The organism is Burkholderia pyrrocinia, assembly GCF_001028665.1.
GTDB classification, from domain to species: domain Bacteria; phylum Pseudomonadota; class Gammaproteobacteria; order Burkholderiales; family Burkholderiaceae; genus Burkholderia; species Burkholderia pyrrocinia.
Map to the genome: position 1 here is coordinate 1,301,332 of NZ_CP011504.1, position 19,047 is coordinate 1,320,378.

Annotated in this window: 15 protein-coding genes; 10 read left to right on the plus strand and 5 right to left on the minus strand. The window is 67.5% G+C overall.

Annotation, left to right across the window (positions count from 1 at the left end; all coding sequences use genetic code 11):
- The first annotated feature begins 17 nt into the window (after positions 1 to 17).
- From ABD05_RS22085 to ABD05_RS22095, 3 genes are all read left to right on the plus strand, one after another.
- Positions 18 to 1,010 (plus strand): ABC transporter ATP-binding protein, encoded by a 993-nt coding sequence (locus ABD05_RS22085; protein ID WP_047902208.1) that lies wholly within the window; start codon positions 18 to 20, stop codon positions 1,008 to 1,010.
- A complete protein-coding gene (locus ABD05_RS22090) occupies positions 1,007 to 2,026 on the plus strand; it encodes an ABC transporter ATP-binding protein (RefSeq protein WP_047902209.1) in 1,020 nt (339 codons plus the stop codon). The genes ABD05_RS22085 and ABD05_RS22090 overlap by 4 nt, the downstream gene beginning before the upstream one ends.
- Positions 2,027 to 2,192: 166 nt before the next feature.
- Positions 2,193 to 3,641, plus strand: a complete 1,449-nt coding sequence (locus ABD05_RS22095) for an OprD family porin (protein WP_047903728.1) — start codon at positions 2,193 to 2,195, stop codon at positions 3,639 to 3,641.
- A gap of 55 nt (positions 3,642 to 3,696) precedes the next feature.
- Here the strand turns inward: ABD05_RS22095 and ABD05_RS22100 are convergent, their stop codons facing one another.
- The 3 genes from ABD05_RS22100 to ABD05_RS22110 form a co-directional block, all read right to left on the minus strand.
- On the minus strand, positions 3,697 to 4,689 hold the full coding sequence (locus ABD05_RS22100) for a DedA family protein/thiosulfate sulfurtransferase GlpE (RefSeq protein WP_047902210.1): 993 nt from the start codon (positions 4,687 to 4,689) through the stop codon (positions 3,697 to 3,699).
- A 155-nt stretch (positions 4,690 to 4,844) separates the two neighbouring features.
- Positions 4,845 to 5,114 (minus strand): hypothetical protein, encoded by a 270-nt coding sequence (locus ABD05_RS22105; RefSeq protein WP_011353737.1) that lies wholly within the window; start codon positions 5,112 to 5,114, stop codon positions 4,845 to 4,847.
- Positions 5,115 to 5,383: 269 nt separating this feature from the next.
- The gene (locus tag ABD05_RS22110) at positions 5,384 to 7,741 is read right to left on the minus strand and encodes a phosphocholine-specific phospholipase C (protein ID WP_047902211.1); all 2,358 of its coding nucleotides are present in this window, start codon (positions 7,739 to 7,741) and stop codon (positions 5,384 to 5,386) included.
- 590 nt (positions 7,742 to 8,331) lie between these two features.
- On the opposite strand from ABD05_RS22110, the gene ABD05_RS22115 reads away from it, so the two are divergent.
- Positions 8,332 to 8,832, plus strand: a complete 501-nt coding sequence (locus ABD05_RS22115; RefSeq protein ID WP_047902212.1) for a GNAT family N-acetyltransferase — start codon at positions 8,332 to 8,334, stop codon at positions 8,830 to 8,832.
- A gap of 295 nt (positions 8,833 to 9,127) precedes the next feature.
- Positions 9,128 to 10,723: a thioredoxin family protein gene (locus ABD05_RS22120; RefSeq protein WP_047902213.1), complete on the plus strand. Its 1,596-nt coding sequence runs from the start codon at positions 9,128 to 9,130 to the stop codon at positions 10,721 to 10,723.
- A gap of 39 nt (positions 10,724 to 10,762) precedes the next feature.
- On the opposite strand, the gene ABD05_RS22125 is transcribed toward ABD05_RS22120, so the two are convergent.
- Positions 10,763 to 11,014, minus strand: coding sequence for a DUF4148 domain-containing protein (locus ABD05_RS22125; protein ID WP_047902214.1), 252 nt, complete (start codon positions 11,012 to 11,014; stop codon positions 10,763 to 10,765).
- A gap of 373 nt (positions 11,015 to 11,387) precedes the next feature.
- Complete coding sequence (locus ABD05_RS22130; protein WP_047902215.1) at positions 11,388 to 12,791, minus strand: GntP family permease; 1,404 nt, start codon at positions 12,789 to 12,791, stop codon at positions 11,388 to 11,390.
- Positions 12,792 to 13,108: 317 nt separating this feature from the next.
- On the opposite strand from ABD05_RS22130, the gene ABD05_RS22135 reads away from it, so the two are divergent.
- The 5 genes from ABD05_RS22135 (at position 13,109) to ABD05_RS22150 (ending at position 18,848) form a co-directional block, all read left to right on the plus strand.
- Positions 13,109 to 14,596, plus strand: coding sequence for a sigma-54 interaction domain-containing protein (locus ABD05_RS22135; RefSeq protein WP_047902216.1), 1,488 nt, complete (start codon positions 13,109 to 13,111; stop codon positions 14,594 to 14,596).
- A 54-nt stretch (positions 14,597 to 14,650) separates the two neighbouring features.
- The gene (locus tag ABD05_RS22140; RefSeq protein WP_047902217.1) at positions 14,651 to 15,178 is read left to right on the plus strand and encodes a BON domain-containing protein; all 528 of its coding nucleotides are present in this window, start codon (positions 14,651 to 14,653) and stop codon (positions 15,176 to 15,178) included.
- Between the two features lie 61 nt (positions 15,179 to 15,239).
- Positions 15,240 to 15,512 (plus strand): hypothetical protein, encoded by a 273-nt coding sequence (locus tag ABD05_RS36530; RefSeq protein WP_082146193.1) that lies wholly within the window; start codon positions 15,240 to 15,242, stop codon positions 15,510 to 15,512.
- Positions 15,513 to 15,615: 103 nt separating this feature from the next.
- Positions 15,616 to 15,915, plus strand: coding sequence for an H-NS histone family protein (locus tag ABD05_RS22145; protein WP_047902218.1), 300 nt, complete (start codon positions 15,616 to 15,618; stop codon positions 15,913 to 15,915).
- 575 nt (positions 15,916 to 16,490) lie between these two features.
- Positions 16,491 to 18,848, plus strand: coding sequence for a bifunctional acetate--CoA ligase family protein/GNAT family N-acetyltransferase (locus tag ABD05_RS22150; protein WP_047902219.1), 2,358 nt, complete (start codon positions 16,491 to 16,493; stop codon positions 18,846 to 18,848).
- Positions 18,849 to 19,047: the final 199 nt, after the last annotated feature.

Consider the following 19,047-nt stretch of genomic DNA (forward strand, 5'->3'; position numbering starts at 1 on the left):
GCCCGGCGGAGGCTGACATGAGCGCATTACTCGAAGTAGACAACCTCGGCGTGCGCTTCACGAGCAAGGACGCGCCGCCGATCGATGCGGTGAGCGGCGTGTCGTTTTCGCTCGAAGCCGGCAAGACGCTCGGCATCGTCGGCGAATCGGGCTCGGGCAAGAGCCAGACCGTGATGGCGCTGCTCGGCCTGCTGGCCGGCAACGGCACGACGACCGGCGCCGCGCGCTATCGCGGCGACAACCTGCTCGACATGGATACGCGCGCGCTGAACAAGGTGCGCGGCGACCGGATCGCGATGATCTTCCAGGATCCGATGACGTCGCTCAATCCGTTCCTGACGATCGAGCGGCAGATGACGGAGACGCTGCAGCTGCATCGCAAGCTGTCGCGCAGGGCGGCGACCAAGCGCGCGATCGAGGCGCTCGAATCGGTGCGCATTCCCGACGCGGCGCGGCGCATCCGCATGTATCCGCACGAGTTCTCGGGCGGCATGCGCCAGCGCGTGATGATCGCGATGGCGCTTCTGTCCGAGCCGGAAATCCTGATCGCCGACGAACCGACCACCGCGCTCGACGTGACCGTGCAGGCGCAGATCATCGACCTGCTGCGCGAGCTGAACCGCGAGCGCGGCACCGCGATCGTGCTGATCACGCACGACATGGGTGTGGTCGCCGGCCTCGCGGACGACGTGATGGTCATGTATGCGGGCCGCACCGTCGAATACGCGCCGGCCGATTCGATCTTCGCGGCGCCGTCGCATCCGTACACGATCGGCCTGCTCAACGCGCTGCCGCGCCTGACCGACGCGGACGATGCGCCGCTCGTCGCGATTCCCGGCAATCCGCCGATGCCCGGCACCGCGCCGGCCGGCTGCGCGTTCGCGAAGCGCTGCACGTATGCGGAAGAACGCTGCGGCGCCGCGCGCCCCGCGCTCGAAACCTTTGGCGCCGTGGGCGCGGTGCGCGCGTGCCACCGCCCCGTGGCCGATCTGACGGGAGGTCTGCGATGAGCGTCGATGAACGCCGCAATGCCGGCGCGACGGACGACACGCTGCTGTCCGTCGACGATTTGAAGGTGCATTTCCGCGTGCCGCTGGGCGGCTATCCGTGGTCGCCAAAGGGCACGCTGCGCGCGGTCGACGGTGTGTCGTTCGACGTGAAGCGCGGCGAGACGGTCGGGCTCGTCGGCGAATCGGGCTGCGGGAAGTCGACGCTCGCGCGCGCGCTGATCGGCCTCGTGCCGATGACGGCCGGCACCGTGAAATGGCGCGGCGAAGCGGTTGCGCCCGACCACCTGCGCGGCAACTCGATGCGGCGCGAAGTGCAGATGATCTTCCAGGATCCGCTCGCATCGCTCGATCCGCGCATGACGATCGAGCAGGTCGTCGCCGAGCCCCTCGTCACGCACCAGGCCGGCCTCGGCCGCACCGAAGTGCGCCGCCGCGTGGTCTCGATGCTCGAACGCGTCGGCCTGAACGCGCATCACCTGCTGCGTTATCCCCACGAATTCTCGGGCGGGCAGTGCCAGCGCGTCGGCATCGCACGCGCGCTGATCGGCGAGCCGAAGCTCGTGATCTGCGACGAACCCGTGTCGGCGCTCGACGTGTCGATCCAGGCGCAGATCGTGAACCTGCTGCGCGACCTGCAGCGCGAACTGTCGTTGTCCTATCTGTTCGTTGCACACGATCTCGCCGTGGTGAAGGCGATCAGCCAGCGTGTGCTCGTGATGTATCTCGGCCGCGTGATGGAGTTCGGCACGCGGCATGACGTGTACGGCGTGCCGCAGCACCCGTACACGAAGGCGCTGCTCGATGCGGCGCCGACGCCGGAGCCGGCGCGCGAGCGTGCTCGCCGTCCGATGCTGCTGGCGGGCGAGATGCCCTCGCCGCTCAACCCGCCGTCCGGCTGCGCGTTCCGCACGCGCTGCCCGGTCGCGATCGACGCGTGCGCGCAGGACGTGCCGCTGCCGGAAGTGCGGCAGGGGTCGGCGGCGCGTGTCGCGTGCATTCGTGCGGGCGCGGCGTGATCTGAAGTAACTCGGCAAACAAAACCAAGGCTGGTCAACAGGGGCAGGGGCGGCGCGAACGATCTTCGCGTCGCGGGGTACAGGCGCGTCCTTAACCGGGCGCGCCGGGGGGCCGGGAGCGGATCGCAACCGGCGTGGACGATATCAACACAAGACGAGAATGACGATGAAGAAACAGAAGACGATCGGGACGGCATCGAAGATGCTGCTTGCATGGGGACTGCCGGCACTCGCCGGTGTCTCGCTGACGGGCGTGGCGTACGCCGACGACGCGGCGCCCGCGCCGCTGCAGGTCGCGCAGTCCGCCGGCACGGGCGCACCGACACAGAACGCCATTATCAATGCCGAGGCGACCCAGGCCGTCACGCCGCCCGACGAGCCGTCGGCGCAGTCGAAGTCGAAGGGCTTCATTGCCGACAGCCATCTCGACTTCCTGTTCCGCAACTATGCGGACGTGCTCGACAGCAAGGGCGGCCCGCATCGCCACGCATGGGTCCAGGGCGCGATGGCGAACTTCGAGTCGGGCTATACGACGGGCCTGATCGGTATCGGCTTCGACGCGTCGCTGTATGCGGCACTGAAGCTCGACGGCGGCCAGGGCGCCGGCAGCATGGTGCACATCGCGAAGGGCGGCGGCGGCGGCAACCAGCTCGCGTGGGCCTACCCGGGCATCTACGACATCAAGGCGCGCATCTCGAACACGGTGATCAAGTACGGTCTGCAGGCCATCGACAACCCGTTCATGGAGCAGCACGACAACCGTGCGCTGCCGCCGACGTTCCTCGGCACGACGATCGTCAGCAATGAATTCAAGAACGTGATGCTCGAGGCCGGCAGCTTCACGAAGACCAACGCGCGCGGGCATACGACGCTCACCAACCTGACGACGCAATACGGCGGCACACGCATCAATCGCCTGTCGTATGTCGGCGGCACGTGGGACTACTCGCCGAACGGCGAAGTCGCGCTGTATGCGAACCAGGCCGACGACGTGTGGCACCAGTACTACGCGTCGGTGAAGCACAGCATCGGCAGCCCGCAGACGATCAAGTGGACCGGCTTCGGCAACGTCTACTCGACGCACGACACGGGCGACGCGCTGCAGGGCAAGATCGACAACAACGCATACAGCCTGTCGGTGGCCGCGCAGCACGGCCCGCACGAGCTGCTGCTCGGCTTCCAGCAGGTGCTCGGCGACCAGTTCTTCGACTACCTGAACGAAACGAACGGCATCTTCCTGACCAACTCGATGGACGTCGACTACAACGCGCCGCACGAAAAGTCGCTGCAGCTGCGTTACACGTTCTACGGCAAGGAAGCGGGCCTGCCGGGCTTCAAGGCGATGGTCTGGGGCGTGACGGGCTGGGGTGCGGACGGCAGCGCGGGCGCGGCGAACGACCCGACCAAGTCGAGCATCTACTGGAGCAACGGCGCGCCGGTCCAGGGCCGTCACCACGAGTTCGGCTTCATCCCGTCGTACACGTTCCAGAGCGGCAAGCTGAAGGACACGAAGGTCACGTTCATCGCGATGTGGCACACCGGTTCGACTCACTACTCCGACGCGACGAACAAGGAGTACCGTCTGGTCGTGAACCTGCCGCTGCACGCGTTCTGATCGAAGGGGGACGCCGGGTCCCCCGCCTCGCGCGGCCGGCCTGCGAGCAGTGCGCTCAGGCCGGCTTGTGCAACCCCGCGACCGGGTCGTTCGCGGCGGGCATCTCTTCCGCGAGCGACGTGAGCTGGCGGCCCGTATCGCGCCATGCGTCGAGGCCGCCGCGCAGCGCGAGCGCATCGGTGAAGCCTGCGTCGAGCAGGCGCTTCGCCATCAGCGCGGCCGTCACTTCGTTCGGGCACGAACAGTACACGACGAACTTCTGCGAGAACGGATAGCGCGCGACGATGTCGGCGATCTGCCGCTCGTCGGCGAATTGCGCACCGGGAATCGAGAACGGGTCGAGCTTGCGGTGTTCGGGCGAGCGTACGTCGAGCACCACCGGCGCGGCGTCGTCGCGCAGCAGATTTTCGAGTTCGTCGACGCCGATCCGCGCATGGGCGAGCTGGCGGATCAGCGTGCGGCGGCGCATCCAGCGGATCGCCGCGTACACGGCCAGCAGTGCGACGATCACCAGCAGCACCGCGTGGCCGAGGTGGCTCGCGCCGGCGAACAGCCAGTCGATCTGCCGGTAGAACACGATCCCGACCACCAGCCCGACGATCGTCCACAGCGCGGCGCCGAGTGCGTCGTAACCGGCGAACGTGCGATAACTCGTGCCGAGCGCGCCGGCCATCGGCACCGACACGAGCGACAGCCCGGGGATGAAGCGTGCGACGGCGAGCACGCGCACGCCGTAGCGGCCGAAGAAGCGCTCGGTCTTCCGCACGCAGGTATCGCGCGACAGCGACAGCCGGCAGATCGTCTTCAGCGTCGTGCCGCCGTAACGCCGCCCGGCGACGTACCAGACGGTGTCGCCGATCAGCGCGCCGAACACCGACAGCGCCACCACCGTCACGAGCTGCGAGCCGATTATTTCCGGGTGCATCCCGGCCATCGCACCGAACAGCACGAGCGTCGGCATCGCGGGCACCGGCAGGCCGACGGCCGCCGCGAGCACGTTGGCGAAGACGAGAAGCGGCCCGTATTGGGCGACGAGGTCACGGAGCATGACGGCTTGGCCGAAAAGGAAATGCGTGGGCAGGAAACGCAGATGGGCCGATTATCGGCCATTTTCAAGACAGCGGCGGGAATGACGGAAAGCGCCTGACGGCGGCAGGGGGATACCGGTGAGCCGGCGCGCTGCGCGCGGCTCACCGTTCGAAATCAGGAGGACGTGCGGGCGAGCGACGCGGCGCCGTGGTTTTCGCCGGGCAACTCGGCGCCGTGCGAGCGGATCGCCGCGATCAGTTCGGCCGGCGTGATCTCGTAGCGAACCTCGCGGTGGATGCCGGGCTTGCGTTCGTCGATCTCGATCAGCAGCACGCTCTTGCCGTCGCCGGTTGCTTCGAGCCGGAGCGACCGCAGTTCGCGGCCGTCGGCCGGGTCGTGTTCGGTGAGCAGGGTCATTGCCCCGGATGAGCCGGTTGTGCGCATCGAACCTATCCTCGCGTCGTGGATGCCGTAGCGGCAAAGATGTCTTTGTTGAATACAGCTTGTCGCAGTTTAACGCGAACGGTCCGCAACACGGAGCATTTTCGCGGGGCGAAATGAGGGCTGAACCACCGATCCATCTGATGTTTGAGCCGCGCCAGGCGGGCGTTTCAGCCGGATCGGGCGCGGCCGCGGCCGGCGCCCGACCGGCGTTCGCGGCCGCGCCGCCGCGAGGGGCGACACGCGGTGCAACGCGCGTCGCCGCGGCGGCGTCAGAAGCGGTCGGCCAGCCCCATCGCCGGATCGCTGACCGAGTGGCGGCCCGTTTCGACGCGGCCGGCCACGCGGCGCGAGAAGCTCGCGTCGCTGTCCGCGGTGACGATGAAGTCGTACCAATGGCCGGTCGAGTCGAGCTTCCAGTGCAGTTCGGACTGGTCGCCGGCACGCACCGTGACGGTCCACGTGGTGCCCGTGCCGTTGCCATTGCCGTAATGGTGACCCTGGCTGTTGCCGTCCTCGTTGCCATGGCCCTGACCGCGATCGTCGTTCGCGCCGCGGCCGGGCAGCGGCCCGTAAACCTGGTTCGACTTCACCGTGAAGCGCACCGTGCCGCCGCCGTCGTTGCGCAGCCGCAGGTGGAGGTTGCCGCTCGCGCCCGCATAGCCGACGCGAACTTCCGGATGAGGCGCGCGCGCACCGGCCAGGCGGCTCAGGTCGCCGGTGAAGCGGCGGTGATAGCCGTTCGGGCCGAGCACCCACAGGTCATATTTACCGCCGTTGTCGGCGCGCGCGGCCCAGTCGCCGTGCAGCGTCTTGCCCGGCTCGACGACGTAGCGCTGCGGCAGGCGGTCGAGATGCAGCTTGTCGTAGACGTGAAACACGGCGGCGGCGCGGCCCGTGTTCGCGAACTTCAGCGTGACCGTGCCGGTGCCGGCATCGGTCCGCGCGCTCGCATGCAGTTCGTACGGCAACGCGCGCGACGGGCGCACGCCGGTGGCCTGCGCGGGCAGCGCCGGCGCGGCCGGCGGCACGATCTTCGGCGCGGCTTGCTGCGCGGCGCTTAGCGCGTCGACCTGGCTTTTCGTCGTATGGCCCGCGAGCGTCGGCAGCGGTTCGTGGTTCGGCGAGCGGAAGTTGAACGCGCTCGTCAGGTCGCCGCACACCGCGCGGCGGTACGCGCTGATCTGCGGCTCGGCGACGCCGAAGCGCTTCTCGAGGAAGAGCAGCGTCGACGTATGGTCGAACACCTGCGAGTTGACCCAGCCGCCGCGGCTCCACGGCGACACGACCCACATCGGCACGCGCGGGCCCGGGCCGTACGGACGGCCGTCGGTCGCCGGCTGGTTCGACGTGGCCGGCGTGAAGTCGTGGTATTCGACGGCGATGTCGGCATCCCGCAGCGTATGGCCGCCCGCGAGCGTGCCGTCGGTGTTGCGCGACGGCACGGCCGGCGACGGCATGTGGTCGAAGAAGCCGTCGTTCTCGTCGTAGTTGACCAGCAGCACCGTCTTGCTCCACACCTCCGGGTTCGCCGTCAGCGCATCGAGCACGGCCTGCACGTACCAGCCGCCCTGCGCGGGGCTCGACGGGCCCGGGTGTTCGCTGTACGCGGACGGCGGGATGATCCACGACACTTCCGGCAGCGTGCCGTTGCGGATGTCGTCGCGGAACGTTTCGAGAAAGCCGTACGGCATCGTGTTGCCGAAGCCTTTCGCGAGCGGGCTCAACGGATCGTCGATCGCCGGATCGTAGAACGCGCCGGCCGCCGTCACGGGCTGCGTGATGTCCGTCGACGCGACGTACGCGGGCCGGCGCGCGGCCGGCATCTGCTCGATCGCCGCGCGCCAGTGGCGAAAGCTCATCATTTCGTTGCAGCCGAAGTTGTCGATCAGGCTCTGGTAGACCTTCCAGTTCACGCCGGCCTGCTGCAGCCGGTCGGCGTAGGTCGTCCAGGTCCAGCCCTGGCTCGACGGGCCGATGTCGTTGCCGCCGTTGAACTGGTTGTTCAGCGCGGCGATCTTCACGCGGCTGCCGTCGGCCGGGCTGATGCCGTTCGGGCCGTTGGTGCCGCTCCAGTAGAACAGGCGGTTCGCGATCGTGCCCGTGTGCATCCCGCAGTGGTAGTGGTCGCACAGCGTGAACGCATCGGCGAGCGCGCGCTGGAACGGGACTTCCGCCGCGTCGTAATAGCCCATCGACAGCGGTGTCTTCGCGTCGGGCCAGCGGTTCATCCGGCCGTGGTCCCACGCGGCCTGCGCATCGGCCCACGTGTGCGGCGTGCCGCCCGCGCGCTGCGCGTTGCCCTGGCTTGCGTCGAGGTGATACGGCGTGCAGGTCGTCGCGGGCGTCGCCTTCGTGTACGTCTGGTAGAACACGTCGCGGCCGTTCGGCGACGGCACCGCGAAGCGGTCGCCGTAGCCGCGCACGCCCTTGAACGTGCCGAAGTAGCTGTCGAATGCGCGGTTCTCCATCATCAGCAGCACGACGTGCTTGACGTCCTTGATGGTCCCCGTTTCGTGAAACGCGGGAATGGCGAGCGCGCGGCGGATGCTCGGCGGAAACGCGGCGAGCGCGGCGGCGGCGAGGCCGGAAGTCGCGGTCTGTTGAAGGAATTTGCGGCGTGACGTCATGGCGTTCGGATCCTGTGATGGTGGGAGCGTTCGTGACTTCGTCTGGCGGCGCCCGTGCGTCGTCCCTCCTGGGACGATCCGCGATGCGTGTGCGTGCGAGTGCGTCGGCCGCGCGAGGCGGTGGTGCTCGCATCGCGCGACGCGTCGTGTCGAACCGCGTCGCGCGGATGCATTGGCCGTCGTCGCGATCCTGCGCGTCGCGCGCTCGTGATGCGCGGGCCAGGACGTCGGCACACACCGGCCCGACGCATGCCGGACTGGGCGGCACCCAGTCTAGGGAGGCGGCATGACGTCGACGTGATGAAGAAATGACATCGCATGTCGCGCGCGTGACGTTGTGTGCGCAACGATTTGTTCGGGCGCGATGCATGACGGAAAGGGGTAAGGAATTACCGATCGCCGCAAGCGGAATCGGTCATATTTTTCCGAATCGCGGCCGGCAGCGTGATTGCGTGTCGTTGCGGATGCAACGGCATCGCGCGACGACGTGACGCCCATGTTTCAAATGCGTGAAATCGGATAAGCTCGAAACGTTGCTGCGCATGTGCGCAGTCCGCGCCGCAGGCGCGACTTTTCGGACCGGCCTACCCATGACCGACATCAAGATCCGGCACAGCGAGACGCACGACGTCGACGCGATCCGGCAGATCGCCGCCCATCCCGCGGTGTACATGAATACGTTGCAGCTTCCGTTTCCGTCGCTCGAGAAATGGCAGAAGCGGCTCGAAAACGTGCACGAGCGCGGCGTGAGCCTCGTCGCCGAAATTGGCGGCGCGGTGGTCGGCCATCTCGGCCTGCATGTCGAGCCGAATCCGCGCCGGCGCCATGCGGCGGGGCTCGGCATGATGGTCGATGCGGCCCATCACGGGCGCGGCGTCGGCCGCCGGCTGCTCGCGGCCGCGATCGATCTCGCGGAAAACTGGCTGAACATCACGCGTCTCGAGCTGACCGTGTTCACCGACAACCGCGCGGCAATCGCGCTCTACGAGAAGCACGGTTTCCGGATCGAAGGCGAATCGCCGGGCTATGCATTGCGCGACGGCGTGCATGAGGCCGTGTATCACATGGCGCGGATCAAGGGCCGGGCGTGAACGGGCGATCGGCGCAGGCGTGACGGAACGCGCTTCTGCAGTGCCGCGCGTCATATTCATTCGAGATTTCGTTCGTTTCCCGCGGGCTGCGCTGGTCGTATCGTTGATCGATTTGCCGGTCGCTTCGGCCGGCGTCCGCCTTTTCGCGTCGTTGCGCGCGCCATGCGCCACCGCATTCCGGCGTGCGTCTTGCCACACGTCGGTGCGCTTCATCGCTTCATGAACATCGCTTCATGGTCGTCGTTTCGCGTGACACACCTTCCCGCAACCGTCTCTTTCAACGGAACCCGCTTCGATGAAAACCGCTCTCCGGAATCTGACTGCCGCCTGCCTGTTCGCCGCCGCGGGTGCGGCGTTTGCCGCTGCCGCGCCTGCGGGCGCCACCGTGTCGAGCGCGTCGGCCGAAGGCGCGCATCTGCCGCCCGGCATCGCGTGGCAGCACGGCGATGTCGATGCCGCCTTCGCGCTGGCGAAGCGCACCGGCAAGCCGCTGCTGCTGTACTGGGGTGCGGTGTGGTGCCCGTCGTGCAACCAGGTGAAGTCGACCATCTTCAGCCAGCAGGCATTCAAGACCCGTTCGTCGTTTTTCGTGCCCGTGTATCTCGACGGCGATACCGAAAGCGCGCAGAAGCTCGGCGAGCGTTTCAAGGTGCACGGCTATCCGACGATGATCCTGTTCCGCCCCGACGGCACCGAAGTGACGCGGCTGCCGGGCGAGGCCGATCTCGACCGCTACATGCAGGCGCTGTCGCTCGGGATGACGGCCGCGCATCCGGTGCGGCAGACGCTCGCGACTGCGTTGAAGAACGGCGCGTCGCTGACGCCGGACGAATGGCGCCTGCTGGCCGATTATTCGTGGGATACCGACGGCGCGCTGCCGGTGCCGGCCGATCGTGTCGCCGAGACGCTGCAGTCGCTCGCGCAACGCGCGCGGGCGGCGGGCGCGAAGGCCGAATCGGCGCGCTTCGCGCTGAAGTCGGCGGTGGTCGCCGCGTCGGACGATCCGGCGCAGGCCGGCGCGCTCGACAAGGCGGCGCTCGCCGATTCGCTGCGCACGGTGCTGCGCGATCCCGCGCTGTCGCGGGCCGATTCGGACGTGCTGGTCGCGGCGCCCGCACGCGTGGTCGCGTATCTCGGCGGCGACGACGCGCAGCGCGCGACATTGCGCGGCGCGTACGACACGGCGCTCGCGCGCCTGTCGACCGACACCACGCTGTCGTCGATCGACCGGCTGATGGCGCTGCACGGGCGCGTGCTGCTCGCGCGCGGCGACGCGCGCAAGGGCGCGCCGCTCGCTGCGCCGGCGCTGGCCGACACCGCGCGCAAGCAGATTGTCGCATCGGTGCAGGGTGCCGCGAATGCGTATGAACGGCAGGCGCTCGTCAGCGAGGGCGCGGACACGCTGACCGACGCGGGGCTGTACGACGAGTCGGATGCATTGCTGAAGGCCGAGCTGCCGCGTTCGTCCACGCCGTACTACTTCATGTCAGGGCTGGCCGCGAATGCGAAGGCGCGCGGCGACAAGGCCGCGGCGCTCGACTGGTATCGCAAGGCATATGACTCGGCGAGCGGGCCGGCGACGAAGCTGCGCTGGGGCGCGACCTATTTTGCGAATGCGGTCGAACTGGCGCCGGACGATTCGGCGCGCATCGAAGGGATTGCCGCAAGCGTGCTCGCGCAGGCCGACAAGACCCGGGACGCGTTCTACGGTGCGAACCTGCGCGCGTTGACGAAGGTCGTCACGCAATTGAACCGCTGGCGCAGCGGCGGCGCGCACGATGCATCGGTCCGGTCGGTCGTGAAGCAGCTCGACGGCGTCTGCGGGAAGCTGCCCGCGGGCGATCCGCAGGCAGCGGCGTGCGCGAAGCTGATCCAGCCGGTGAAGGCGTAACGGCGCACGCACACATCGTCGAGCGGGCCGGATGGTCGATTACCGGCCCGACTCCGACGACGCGCCGCGATCGCTGCCGTATCCGGCGTCGTGCTCACGGGCAATCGTCGCTTCGGCGGAAACGATGCTGGCCGGATAGAACCAGTCGCTCGACTGGAAGCCGGCCTGCTTCAGCGCCTTCACTTCGGCGCGGACCTGCGCGCGTGTCAGCGGCTGGTTCGACTGCGCTTGCGCGGCGAGCGGGGCCGATACGGCCAGGGCAATGGCAACGGCTTGGATCAGGCGCTTCATGATCGGGACTCCAGGATTCCGGTGATTCGCCGCGCTTCGTTCGTCGAAGCGCCGGGCGACGTTGAACCCAGTGTAGGCCGGGGCGGGCGTGCGAAAAATGCGATCGCGCCCAATGCAGTGTTTTGTTGCGGGCAACAATGGGCGGGCGGATGCCGGATGGTGGCTTGACGAGAGTGACGGGCGAGACGCCGCGCGAGTGTTGCGACGGTGCGGATTCGACCGGTTCCGGCGAGCGAGGAAATGAAATCGGACCGAATGCGGATTCCGGAATCCATTCCGGGTCGCATGCGGTCCGATCGTGACAGGCGGGTGCCGGCTGCGGCGATGCGGCCGGCCGGGAGGCGGCGTACGGAACGCCGCCTCATGCAGGTACTTACACAAGCCCCGTCGTGTAATACACGGCGATCACGAAGAACACCGCGAGCGTCTTGATGACGGTGACCGCGAAGATGTCGCGATACGACTCGCGGTGCGTGAGGCCCGTGACCGCGAGCAGCGTGATGACCGCGCCGTTGTGCGGCAGCGTGTCCATGCCGCCGCTCGCCATTGCGACGACCCGGTGCAACACGTCCATCGGAATGTTGGCTGCCTGCGCGCCCTTGATGAACAGGTCCGACATCGCGGCGAGCGCGATGCTCATGCCGCCCGACGCCGAGCCCGTGATGCCGGCGAGCGAGCTGACCGACACGGCCGCGTTGACGAGCGGGTTCGGGATGCTTTTCAGCGCATCGCCGACGACCAGGAAGCCAGGCAGCGCGGCGATCACGCCGCCGAAGCCGTACTCCGACGCGGTGTTCATCGCGGCGAGCAGTGCGCCGCCGACGGCGGCTTTCGAGCCGGCCGCGAAGCGGTCGCTGACGCGATTGAACGCGGTCAGCACGACCAGCACGATGCCGAGCAGCAGCGCGGCCTCGACCGACCAGATCGCGACGACGGTCTTGATCGACGTCGTCACCGGCGTGTGCACGCCCGGCAGCACGTCCGGCGCGACCGTGTACGACGCGGCGCCGTACCACTGCGGGATCAGCTTCGTGAACAGGAAGTTCGACACGCCGACGAGGATCAGCGGCAGGATCGCGAGCGCCGGGTGCGGCAGCGACGTCGCCTCGACGCGCTCCGGCTCGTTGACGAGCGACGTGCCGTAGCCTTCGCCCTTCGCCATCGCCGAGCGGCGGCGCCATTCCAGATAAGAGAGGCCGACGGCAACGATGAACAGCGAGCCGATCGTGCCCAGTGCCGGTGCGGCCCACGCGGTGGTCTTGAAGAACGTGGTCGGGATGATGTTCTGGATCTGCGGCGTGCCGGGCAGCGAATCCATCGTGAACGAGAACGCGCCGAGCGCGATCGCGCCGGGCATCAGCCGCTTCGGAATGTTGCTCTGGCGATAGAGTTCGGCCGCGAACGGATAGACCGCGAACACCACGACGAACAGCGACACGCCGCCATAGGTGAGCAGCGCGCACACCGCGACGATCACCGCGTTCGCGCGCGAGCGGCCGATGTAGCGGATCGCCGCATGGACGATCGACTCGGAGAACCCGGACAGTTCGATCACCTTGCCGAACACTGCGCCGAGCATGAATACCGGGAAATACAGTTTGACGAAGCCGACCATCTTCTCCATGAAGATGCCGGAGAAGACCGGTGCGACGGCGGCGGGTTCGGTCAGGAGCACCGCGCCGAGTGCGGCGATCGGCGCGAACAGGATCACGCTGTAGCCGCGATACGCGGCGTACATCAGGAACGCCAGCGCGGCGAGGACGATCACGAAAGACAAGGGGAGTCTCCTAATGGCTTTGATAGTTGTTCGATCGCGCGACGTGTCGCGGACCGGCTCAGGTTCGTGCAGGTTTCGTGCCATCGGCCGGATTGCGCCGCCGGACGTGGGTCCGCCGGAGACCGGCGGGGCCGCGCCGGTCCATGTCTGACGATTCTACAGAAAACGTCTCGATCCGGAGACGATATGGCTGTCCGGCCAGCCTGCAAAATCGGGCAGGGCTTTTCCGGACAACGCATTGTGGCGTGTCTCCAAAGTGAGATAATCCGTCTCGTTCCGGAGACATCCGGTCGAAAATACACGGAGACGAAGACACGATGATGAATGACTGGGCCCGCCTGCCCGTCAACTACGGCGACGTGCTGCGGCGCGCCGCCGAGTCGCTGTTCCGGACCTTCGAGGATTCGAGCGCGGGCACGGTGGTGGTCGATCGCGACGCGCGCGTCGTGTGGATGAACGAGCGTTACGCGGCGCGCTTCGGTTTCGCCGATCCGCAGCAGGCCGTCGGCCTCGACTGCGAGGCCGTGATCCCGAACAGCCTGATGCGCGAGGTCGTGTCGACCGGGCAGCCGATCCTGCTCGACATCATGGAGACGGGCCGCGAGCCGCTCGTCGTCACGCGCCTGCCGCTGAAGAACGAGGCCGGCGAGACGGTCGGCGCGATCGGCTTCGCGCTGTTCGACCAGTTGAAGACGCTTACGCCGATCTTTTCCCGCTACGCGCAGCTTCAGCAGCAACTGATCGCGACGCAGCGTTCGCTCGCGCAGGCGCGTCGCGCGAAATACACGTTCGCGAGCTTCGTCGGCACGAGTGCCGCGAGCCTCGAAACGAAGCGCCAGGCGCGGCGCGCCGCGCAGGTCGATTCGCCGGTGCTGCTGCTCGGCGAGACGGGCACCGGCAAGGAACTGCTCGCGCATGCGATCCACGCGGCGTCGGCGCGTGCGCTCCAGCCGCTCGTGACCGTCAACGTCGCCGCGATTCCCGACACGCTGCTCGAAACCGAATTCTTCGGCGCGGCGCCCGGCGCGTACACGGGCGCCGACCGCAAGGGGCGTATCGGCAAGTTCGAGCTGGCCGATCGCGGCACGCTGTTTCTCGACGAGATCGGCGACATGCCGCTGCCGTTGCAGGGCAAGCTGCTGCGCGTGCTGCAGGACAAGGAGTTCGAGCCGGTCGGCTCGAACCGGATCGTGCGCGCCGACGTCCGGATCATCGCCGCGACGTCGGCCGACCTGCCGGCGCTCGTCGACGCCGGACGTTTTCGCGCGGATCTCTATTACCGTCTCAACGTGCTGACGATCCACGCGCCGCCGCTGCGCGAGCGGGCGTCCGACATCGCGGCGCTCGTTTATGCGACGCTCGAGGAACTGGCCGCCCAGCACGGGCGTGCCGCGCATTGCGAGCTGACCGACGATGCGCTGCGGATGCTGTGCGCGTATCCGTGGCCGGGCAACGTGCGCGAGTTGCGCAATACGCTCGAACGCGCGCTGATGCTGTCGGACCGTTCGGTGATCGATGCGCGCGCGCTCGCGCCGTTCCTCGGGCCGGTGCGCGTATCGACGGACGGCGCGTCGCAGGCGCAGAGGATTGCCGCGGCGCCGGTCGAGCGGGGCGCGGGCGACGCGACCGGTGCGTCCGGTGCGCCGCTCGCTTCGTATGCCGATGCATTGGCGGCGTGGGAGCGTCAGTTCCTGACCGACGCGCTGGCGGCCTGTGACGGCAAGGTCGTGGAAGCGGCCGCGCGTATCGGGATCGGCCGCGCGACGCTGTACAAGAAGCTGGCGGCGCTGGGCATCGACCGGTAGGCCGATCGGCGATGCCGATGCGGTCGGACGTGAAGCATCGAACAGGAGATCACGATGAAGCGGATCGGCATCGCAGGATGCGTGACCATGTTGCTGGCGACCGCCGCGTTCGCGCAGTCCGGCGACGCGAACGTGCCCGAGGCGCGGCGCAACTGGTACAACGATCCGTTCATTGCGCTGTCGCAGGACCTGGCCGAATGCCCGTTGCCGCTCGGCCCATGGATGACCCGCGCCGAGATGACGGACGACGCGCACTACCGCGCCGAACGCGGGACGACCTGCTGGCTCGCCCACCGCTGCACGAAACCGAACTCGTATATGTATGACGCGGAGATCGGCGATGCCGCGAAGGCGCACTTCGCGGGCTCCGATCGCCTGCACGGTACGAGCCTGTGGATCACCGTGCAGCGGCGTTTTATCTATGTCGAAGGATGCGCGGATACGGCGTTCGATCGCCAGGCGTTGCAACGCGAACTCGAGGCGCTTCCGGACGTCGAGCAGGTGTTCGTTCGCATCACCGACGATCCGCGCCGGAGCTTGCCGTACAAGGCGCGCGGGCAGCCTGGCCGCGCGCCGAACTGACGACGGAAGGGCCACGCATGGCATACTCGCGACATTCAAAAAATGGTTGACGGGAAGAACAATGAAACACATGCTTGCGTCGGTCGGTCGGTGGCCTCGGGCGGCCGGATTGGTGGCTCTGGTTGCAGCGCTCGGCGGGTGCGGTGGCAGCGCGCCGCTGTTCACTTCGGACGGGCGTCCGACCACGCAAGTGCAATGCACCGGCAGCGGCTGGAGCAACTGCACGGACAATGCCCGGGCCATCTGCAACGGGGATTTCGAAGTGATCCAGCAATCGACTGATGACGCGTCGCGAAACCTTCTCTTCGCATGCAAGAAGAAAAGCGGTTATTGATCCCGACATGACCGGCTGAGGAGACCACGATCGGGCGAAGCGCTTTTCTGTTTGCTTAGAGTCACCTATTTTTCACGAATAACACTCACGGAGTCCCATCCATATGGCGACCTACAGGCAACTGACCGCGCAGCTCGAACGACTTCAGCAAAAGATCGACAAGGAACGCGAAAAGGCGATTGCCGACGCGATTGCCGATATCCGCGCGAAAATCGACGAATACGACATTACGCCGGAAGAGCTCGGTTTTCGTCCGGTGGGGTCCGCCGCCGCTACCGCGAAGCCGAAGCGTACGTTGCCGCCGAAATACCTGAACCCGAAGACGGGCGAAACCTGGAGTGGCCGCGGGCGGGCGCCGACGTGGCTCGGCAAGAACCGCGCACGTTTCCTGATCAAGGACTGACTCCCGAAAAGCCTCACCTTTCGTGCGTTGACTGACGGTGCGAACGGCCATGCGGCCGTCGCACCGTTTTGTTTTTGTGCCGCTGCCGTGCAATTCCCGTTGACGAATGGAAGTGCAATGCCGCGCGATTAACGGATCCCGTTTTGCGAATTCGCCGCGATTAGGCTGCCTATCGCGGTCAATTGCGGTAAACAACCGTGCAATTGCGCAGTGCATGCGCATTGGCATTCGCGATTTCCGCGGTGCAGATGCACCGCGGATTCCCATCACCTTTCGCGCGCTTGCGCGTTGTGCCGTGCAATTCCCGAAGATACTCACCCTGGCTCCTGTAAATCCTCACCTTTGAGGAAGCGGCGGCAGCGTCGCGCCGCGTTGCTTGCGGCATGCTGCGATGTCGGGCCGCGCCTGTATTGCAGGTCCATGGTGCGAGCGTTGACGTTCGTCGGGTAGTCGGCCGTTCGGCATATAGGCAGCCGCATGCGCTTCGCCTATGCTTGGGGTTCGCGTCGAGCGGCGCACGGCCCGTCCGTGCCGTATGCCGCTCGGGTCGCCTTTCGTTACCGCAGGGAGCCGATGTGACCGTTCGCCATCTCGATGCGTTGTTCCAGCCCAAGTCCGTTGCGGTCGTCGGCGCGTCGTCGCGCGCGGGCAGTATCGGCGCGATGGTGTGGTCGCGTGTGCTCGACGGCGCGTTCGACGGACCCGTGTGGCCCGTCAATCCGAAATACCGGGAGCTGAACGGGCATACGGTCGTCTCCGACGTCGACCGGCTGCCCGCGCCGCCATCGGTAGCCGTGATCTGCACGCCGCCCGCGACCTGGGCCGGCATCGTGCGCAAGCTCGGCGAGCTCGGCACGCGCGTCGCGGTGATCGTCGGTGAGGCGCGCACGGATGCCGATCTCACCGCGCTCGATCGCACGCTGAAGGCGGCAAAGCCATTCGTGCTCCGTATCGTCGGGCCCGGTAGCCTCGGTGTGCTGTCGCCCGCGCGGCATGCGCATTTCGGCGCACCGGCCTATACGGCGCGCTCGGGCGGCGTCGCATGGGTGTCGCAATCGAACGCGTTGACGAACGCGGTGCTCGGCTGGGCCGATGCGCGGGGCCTCGGCTTTTCGCATGTCGTCGCGCTCGGCAGCGAGTCCGACGTCGATGCGGGCGACGTGCTCGATTATCTTGCGAGCGACCCCGGCACGCGTGCGATCCTGCTCGAACTCGATACCGTGCGCGCGGCACGCAAGTTCATGTCGGCCGCGCGCGCGGCCGCACGCAACAAGCCGGTGCTCGCGTTGCGCACCGGGCGTACCGATCCCGGCGACGCACTCTATACGGCGGCGTTTCAGCGCGCGGGGATGGTGCGCGTCGATGCGCTCGACGACCTGCTCGACGAGATCGAGACCCTCGGCGTCGGCCGTGTCTCAGCGCGCGGCGCGGCGACGCTCGTGACGAGCGACGCGGGCGTCGCGAAACTCGCGGTCGATGCGGTCGCGGAGGTGCGCGTCGCGCTCGCCGACTGGTCGCCGGCGGCAACGTCGGCCGTATCGGCCGCGCTGCCGCACCTGACTGCGCCCGGCAATCCGCTGACGCTGGGCGACGATGCGCGCCCCGAGCACTTCGCCGCGGCGATCGAGGCGCTCGCGCCATTCCCGCAAACAGGCACGCTGTTCGTCGTCCATTCGACGTCCCATAGCGCGCCGGCCGATTCGGTCGCGCGCACGCTGATCGAATCGCGACAGCACGCGCATCGCGGCATCCTCGCGTGTTTCTTCGGTGCGGTCGACGCGGCGACGCGCGATGCGCTGCACGCGAACGGCATTCCCGTGCACACAACGCCGCAGCGGCTCGCGCGCGCGTATGCGCGTCTCGTCGACTACAGCCTCGGGCGGCAACTGCTGATGCAGACGCCCGAGGGCACGCCGCTGCAGCCGGCCGAGTGCGTCGCGTCCGCACAGGCCGACGCGCGCCGGATGGTCGAAGCCGGCCAGCATGAACTGGCCGGCGACGCCGCGCTGCGCTGGCTGTCCCATTTCGGCCTGCAGGGCGAGCAGGCCGGCGAGCCGGCCGGCGCGAAAGTCGTCGATGTCACGGTCGACATGTACGACGATTCGAACTTCGGGCCGGTGTTTCGCTATGCCGTGCCGCCTGCGGACGGCGTGTCGGCGCCGTTCGTCGTCTACGGCCTGCCGCCGCTGAACACCGTGCTCGCCCGCGCGGTGATGGAACGCTCGCCGTATGCGCGCAGCACGCCCGTCGAGCCGACGCTCGACGCGTTGACGGCGCTGTCGCAGGTCGTCTGCGACGTTCGCGAAGTCGTCGCGATGTCCGTCACGCTGCGCGTGTTGTCCGACCGCGCGCAGGTGATCGCGCCGCGCATCACGCTGGCTACGGGGCGCAGCCGGCTTGCGATCATGCCGTATCCACGCCACCTCGAGCAGACGCTCGAGTGGCGCGGCGAGACGGTAACGATTCGTCCGATCCGTCCGGAAGACGAGGCCGCGCATAACGAACTGCTCGGCGCGATGACGCCGGACGATCTGCGAATGCGTTTCTTCGGCGCGGTGCGCAGCTTCGATCATTCGCAGGTGGCCCGCATGACGCAGATCGACTACGACCGTGAGATGGCCTTCATCGTGTCGTTCACCGATATGTCGGGGCGTGACCATACGCTCGCGGTCGCACGCGCGGTCGCCGATCCCGACAACGAGACGGCGGAGTTCGCGATCGCGGTGAGGCCCGATCAGAAGGGCAAGGGGCTCGGCCGGCTGATGATGACCCGCATCATCGACTACGCACGCTCGCGCGGAACCGCATGGATGATCGGCGAGGCGCTGCGCGAGAACTCGGCGATGATCTCGCTCGCGAAGTCGTGCGGTTTTGCGGTGTCGACGACGGAGGAGCCCGGCGTAGTGGGCTTCAGGATGAAGTTGCAGCAGTAGCGTCTGCCTGCCGCGTGAAGCGCGGCGTCATCGTATGCGGTCGATGGCGCCAGTCCTTCATCGCAGTACGCATCCGTTCATTCAGGGATGCAAAGCATTTAAGCCGGTCTCTTGTACGAAACGCCCAGACGTATCGGGGCCGTTCGCATTGGCGATATCGATGGCCGCATAGCTTCAGGAGGCGCTTGCTGTGTGCCGC

Bases quoted from the DNA above. Each gene is read 5' to 3' on its own strand.
- ABD05_RS22125 (WP_047902214.1), bottom strand. From the start codon at position 11,014: ATGAAGCGCCTGATCCAAGCCGTTGCCATTGCCCTGGCCGTATCGGCC.
- ABD05_RS22105 (WP_011353737.1), bottom strand. From the start codon at position 5,114: ATGCGCACAACCGGCTCATCCGGGGCAATGACCCTGCTCACCGAACAC.
- ABD05_RS22095 (WP_047903728.1), top strand. From the start codon at position 2,193: ATGAAGAAACAGAAGACGATCGGGACGGCATCGAAGATGCTGCTTGCA.
- ABD05_RS22140 (WP_047902217.1), top strand. From the start codon at position 14,651: ATGAAGCGGATCGGCATCGCAGGATGCGTGACCATGTTGCTGGCGACC.
- ABD05_RS22135 (WP_047902216.1), top strand. From the start codon at position 13,109: ATGATGAATGACTGGGCCCGCCTGCCCGTCAACTACGGCGACGTGCTG.
- ABD05_RS22085 (WP_047902208.1), top strand. From the start codon at position 18: ATGAGCGCATTACTCGAAGTAGACAACCTCGGCGTGCGCTTCACGAGC.
- ABD05_RS22120 (WP_047902213.1), top strand. From the start codon at position 9,128: ATGAAAACCGCTCTCCGGAATCTGACTGCCGCCTGCCTGTTCGCCGCC.
- ABD05_RS22090 (WP_047902209.1), top strand. From the start codon at position 1,007: ATGAGCGTCGATGAACGCCGCAATGCCGGCGCGACGGACGACACGCTG.
- ABD05_RS22145 (WP_047902218.1), top strand. From the start codon at position 15,616: ATGGCGACCTACAGGCAACTGACCGCGCAGCTCGAACGACTTCAGCAA.
- ABD05_RS22115 (WP_047902212.1), top strand. From the start codon at position 8,332: ATGACCGACATCAAGATCCGGCACAGCGAGACGCACGACGTCGACGCG.
- ABD05_RS22100 (WP_047902210.1), bottom strand. From the start codon at position 4,689: ATGCTCCGTGACCTCGTCGCCCAATACGGGCCGCTTCTCGTCTTCGCC.
- ABD05_RS36530 (WP_082146193.1), top strand. From the start codon at position 15,240: ATGAAACACATGCTTGCGTCGGTCGGTCGGTGGCCTCGGGCGGCCGGA.
- ABD05_RS22110 (WP_047902211.1), bottom strand. From the start codon at position 7,741: ATGACGTCACGCCGCAAATTCCTTCAACAGACCGCGACTTCCGGCCTC.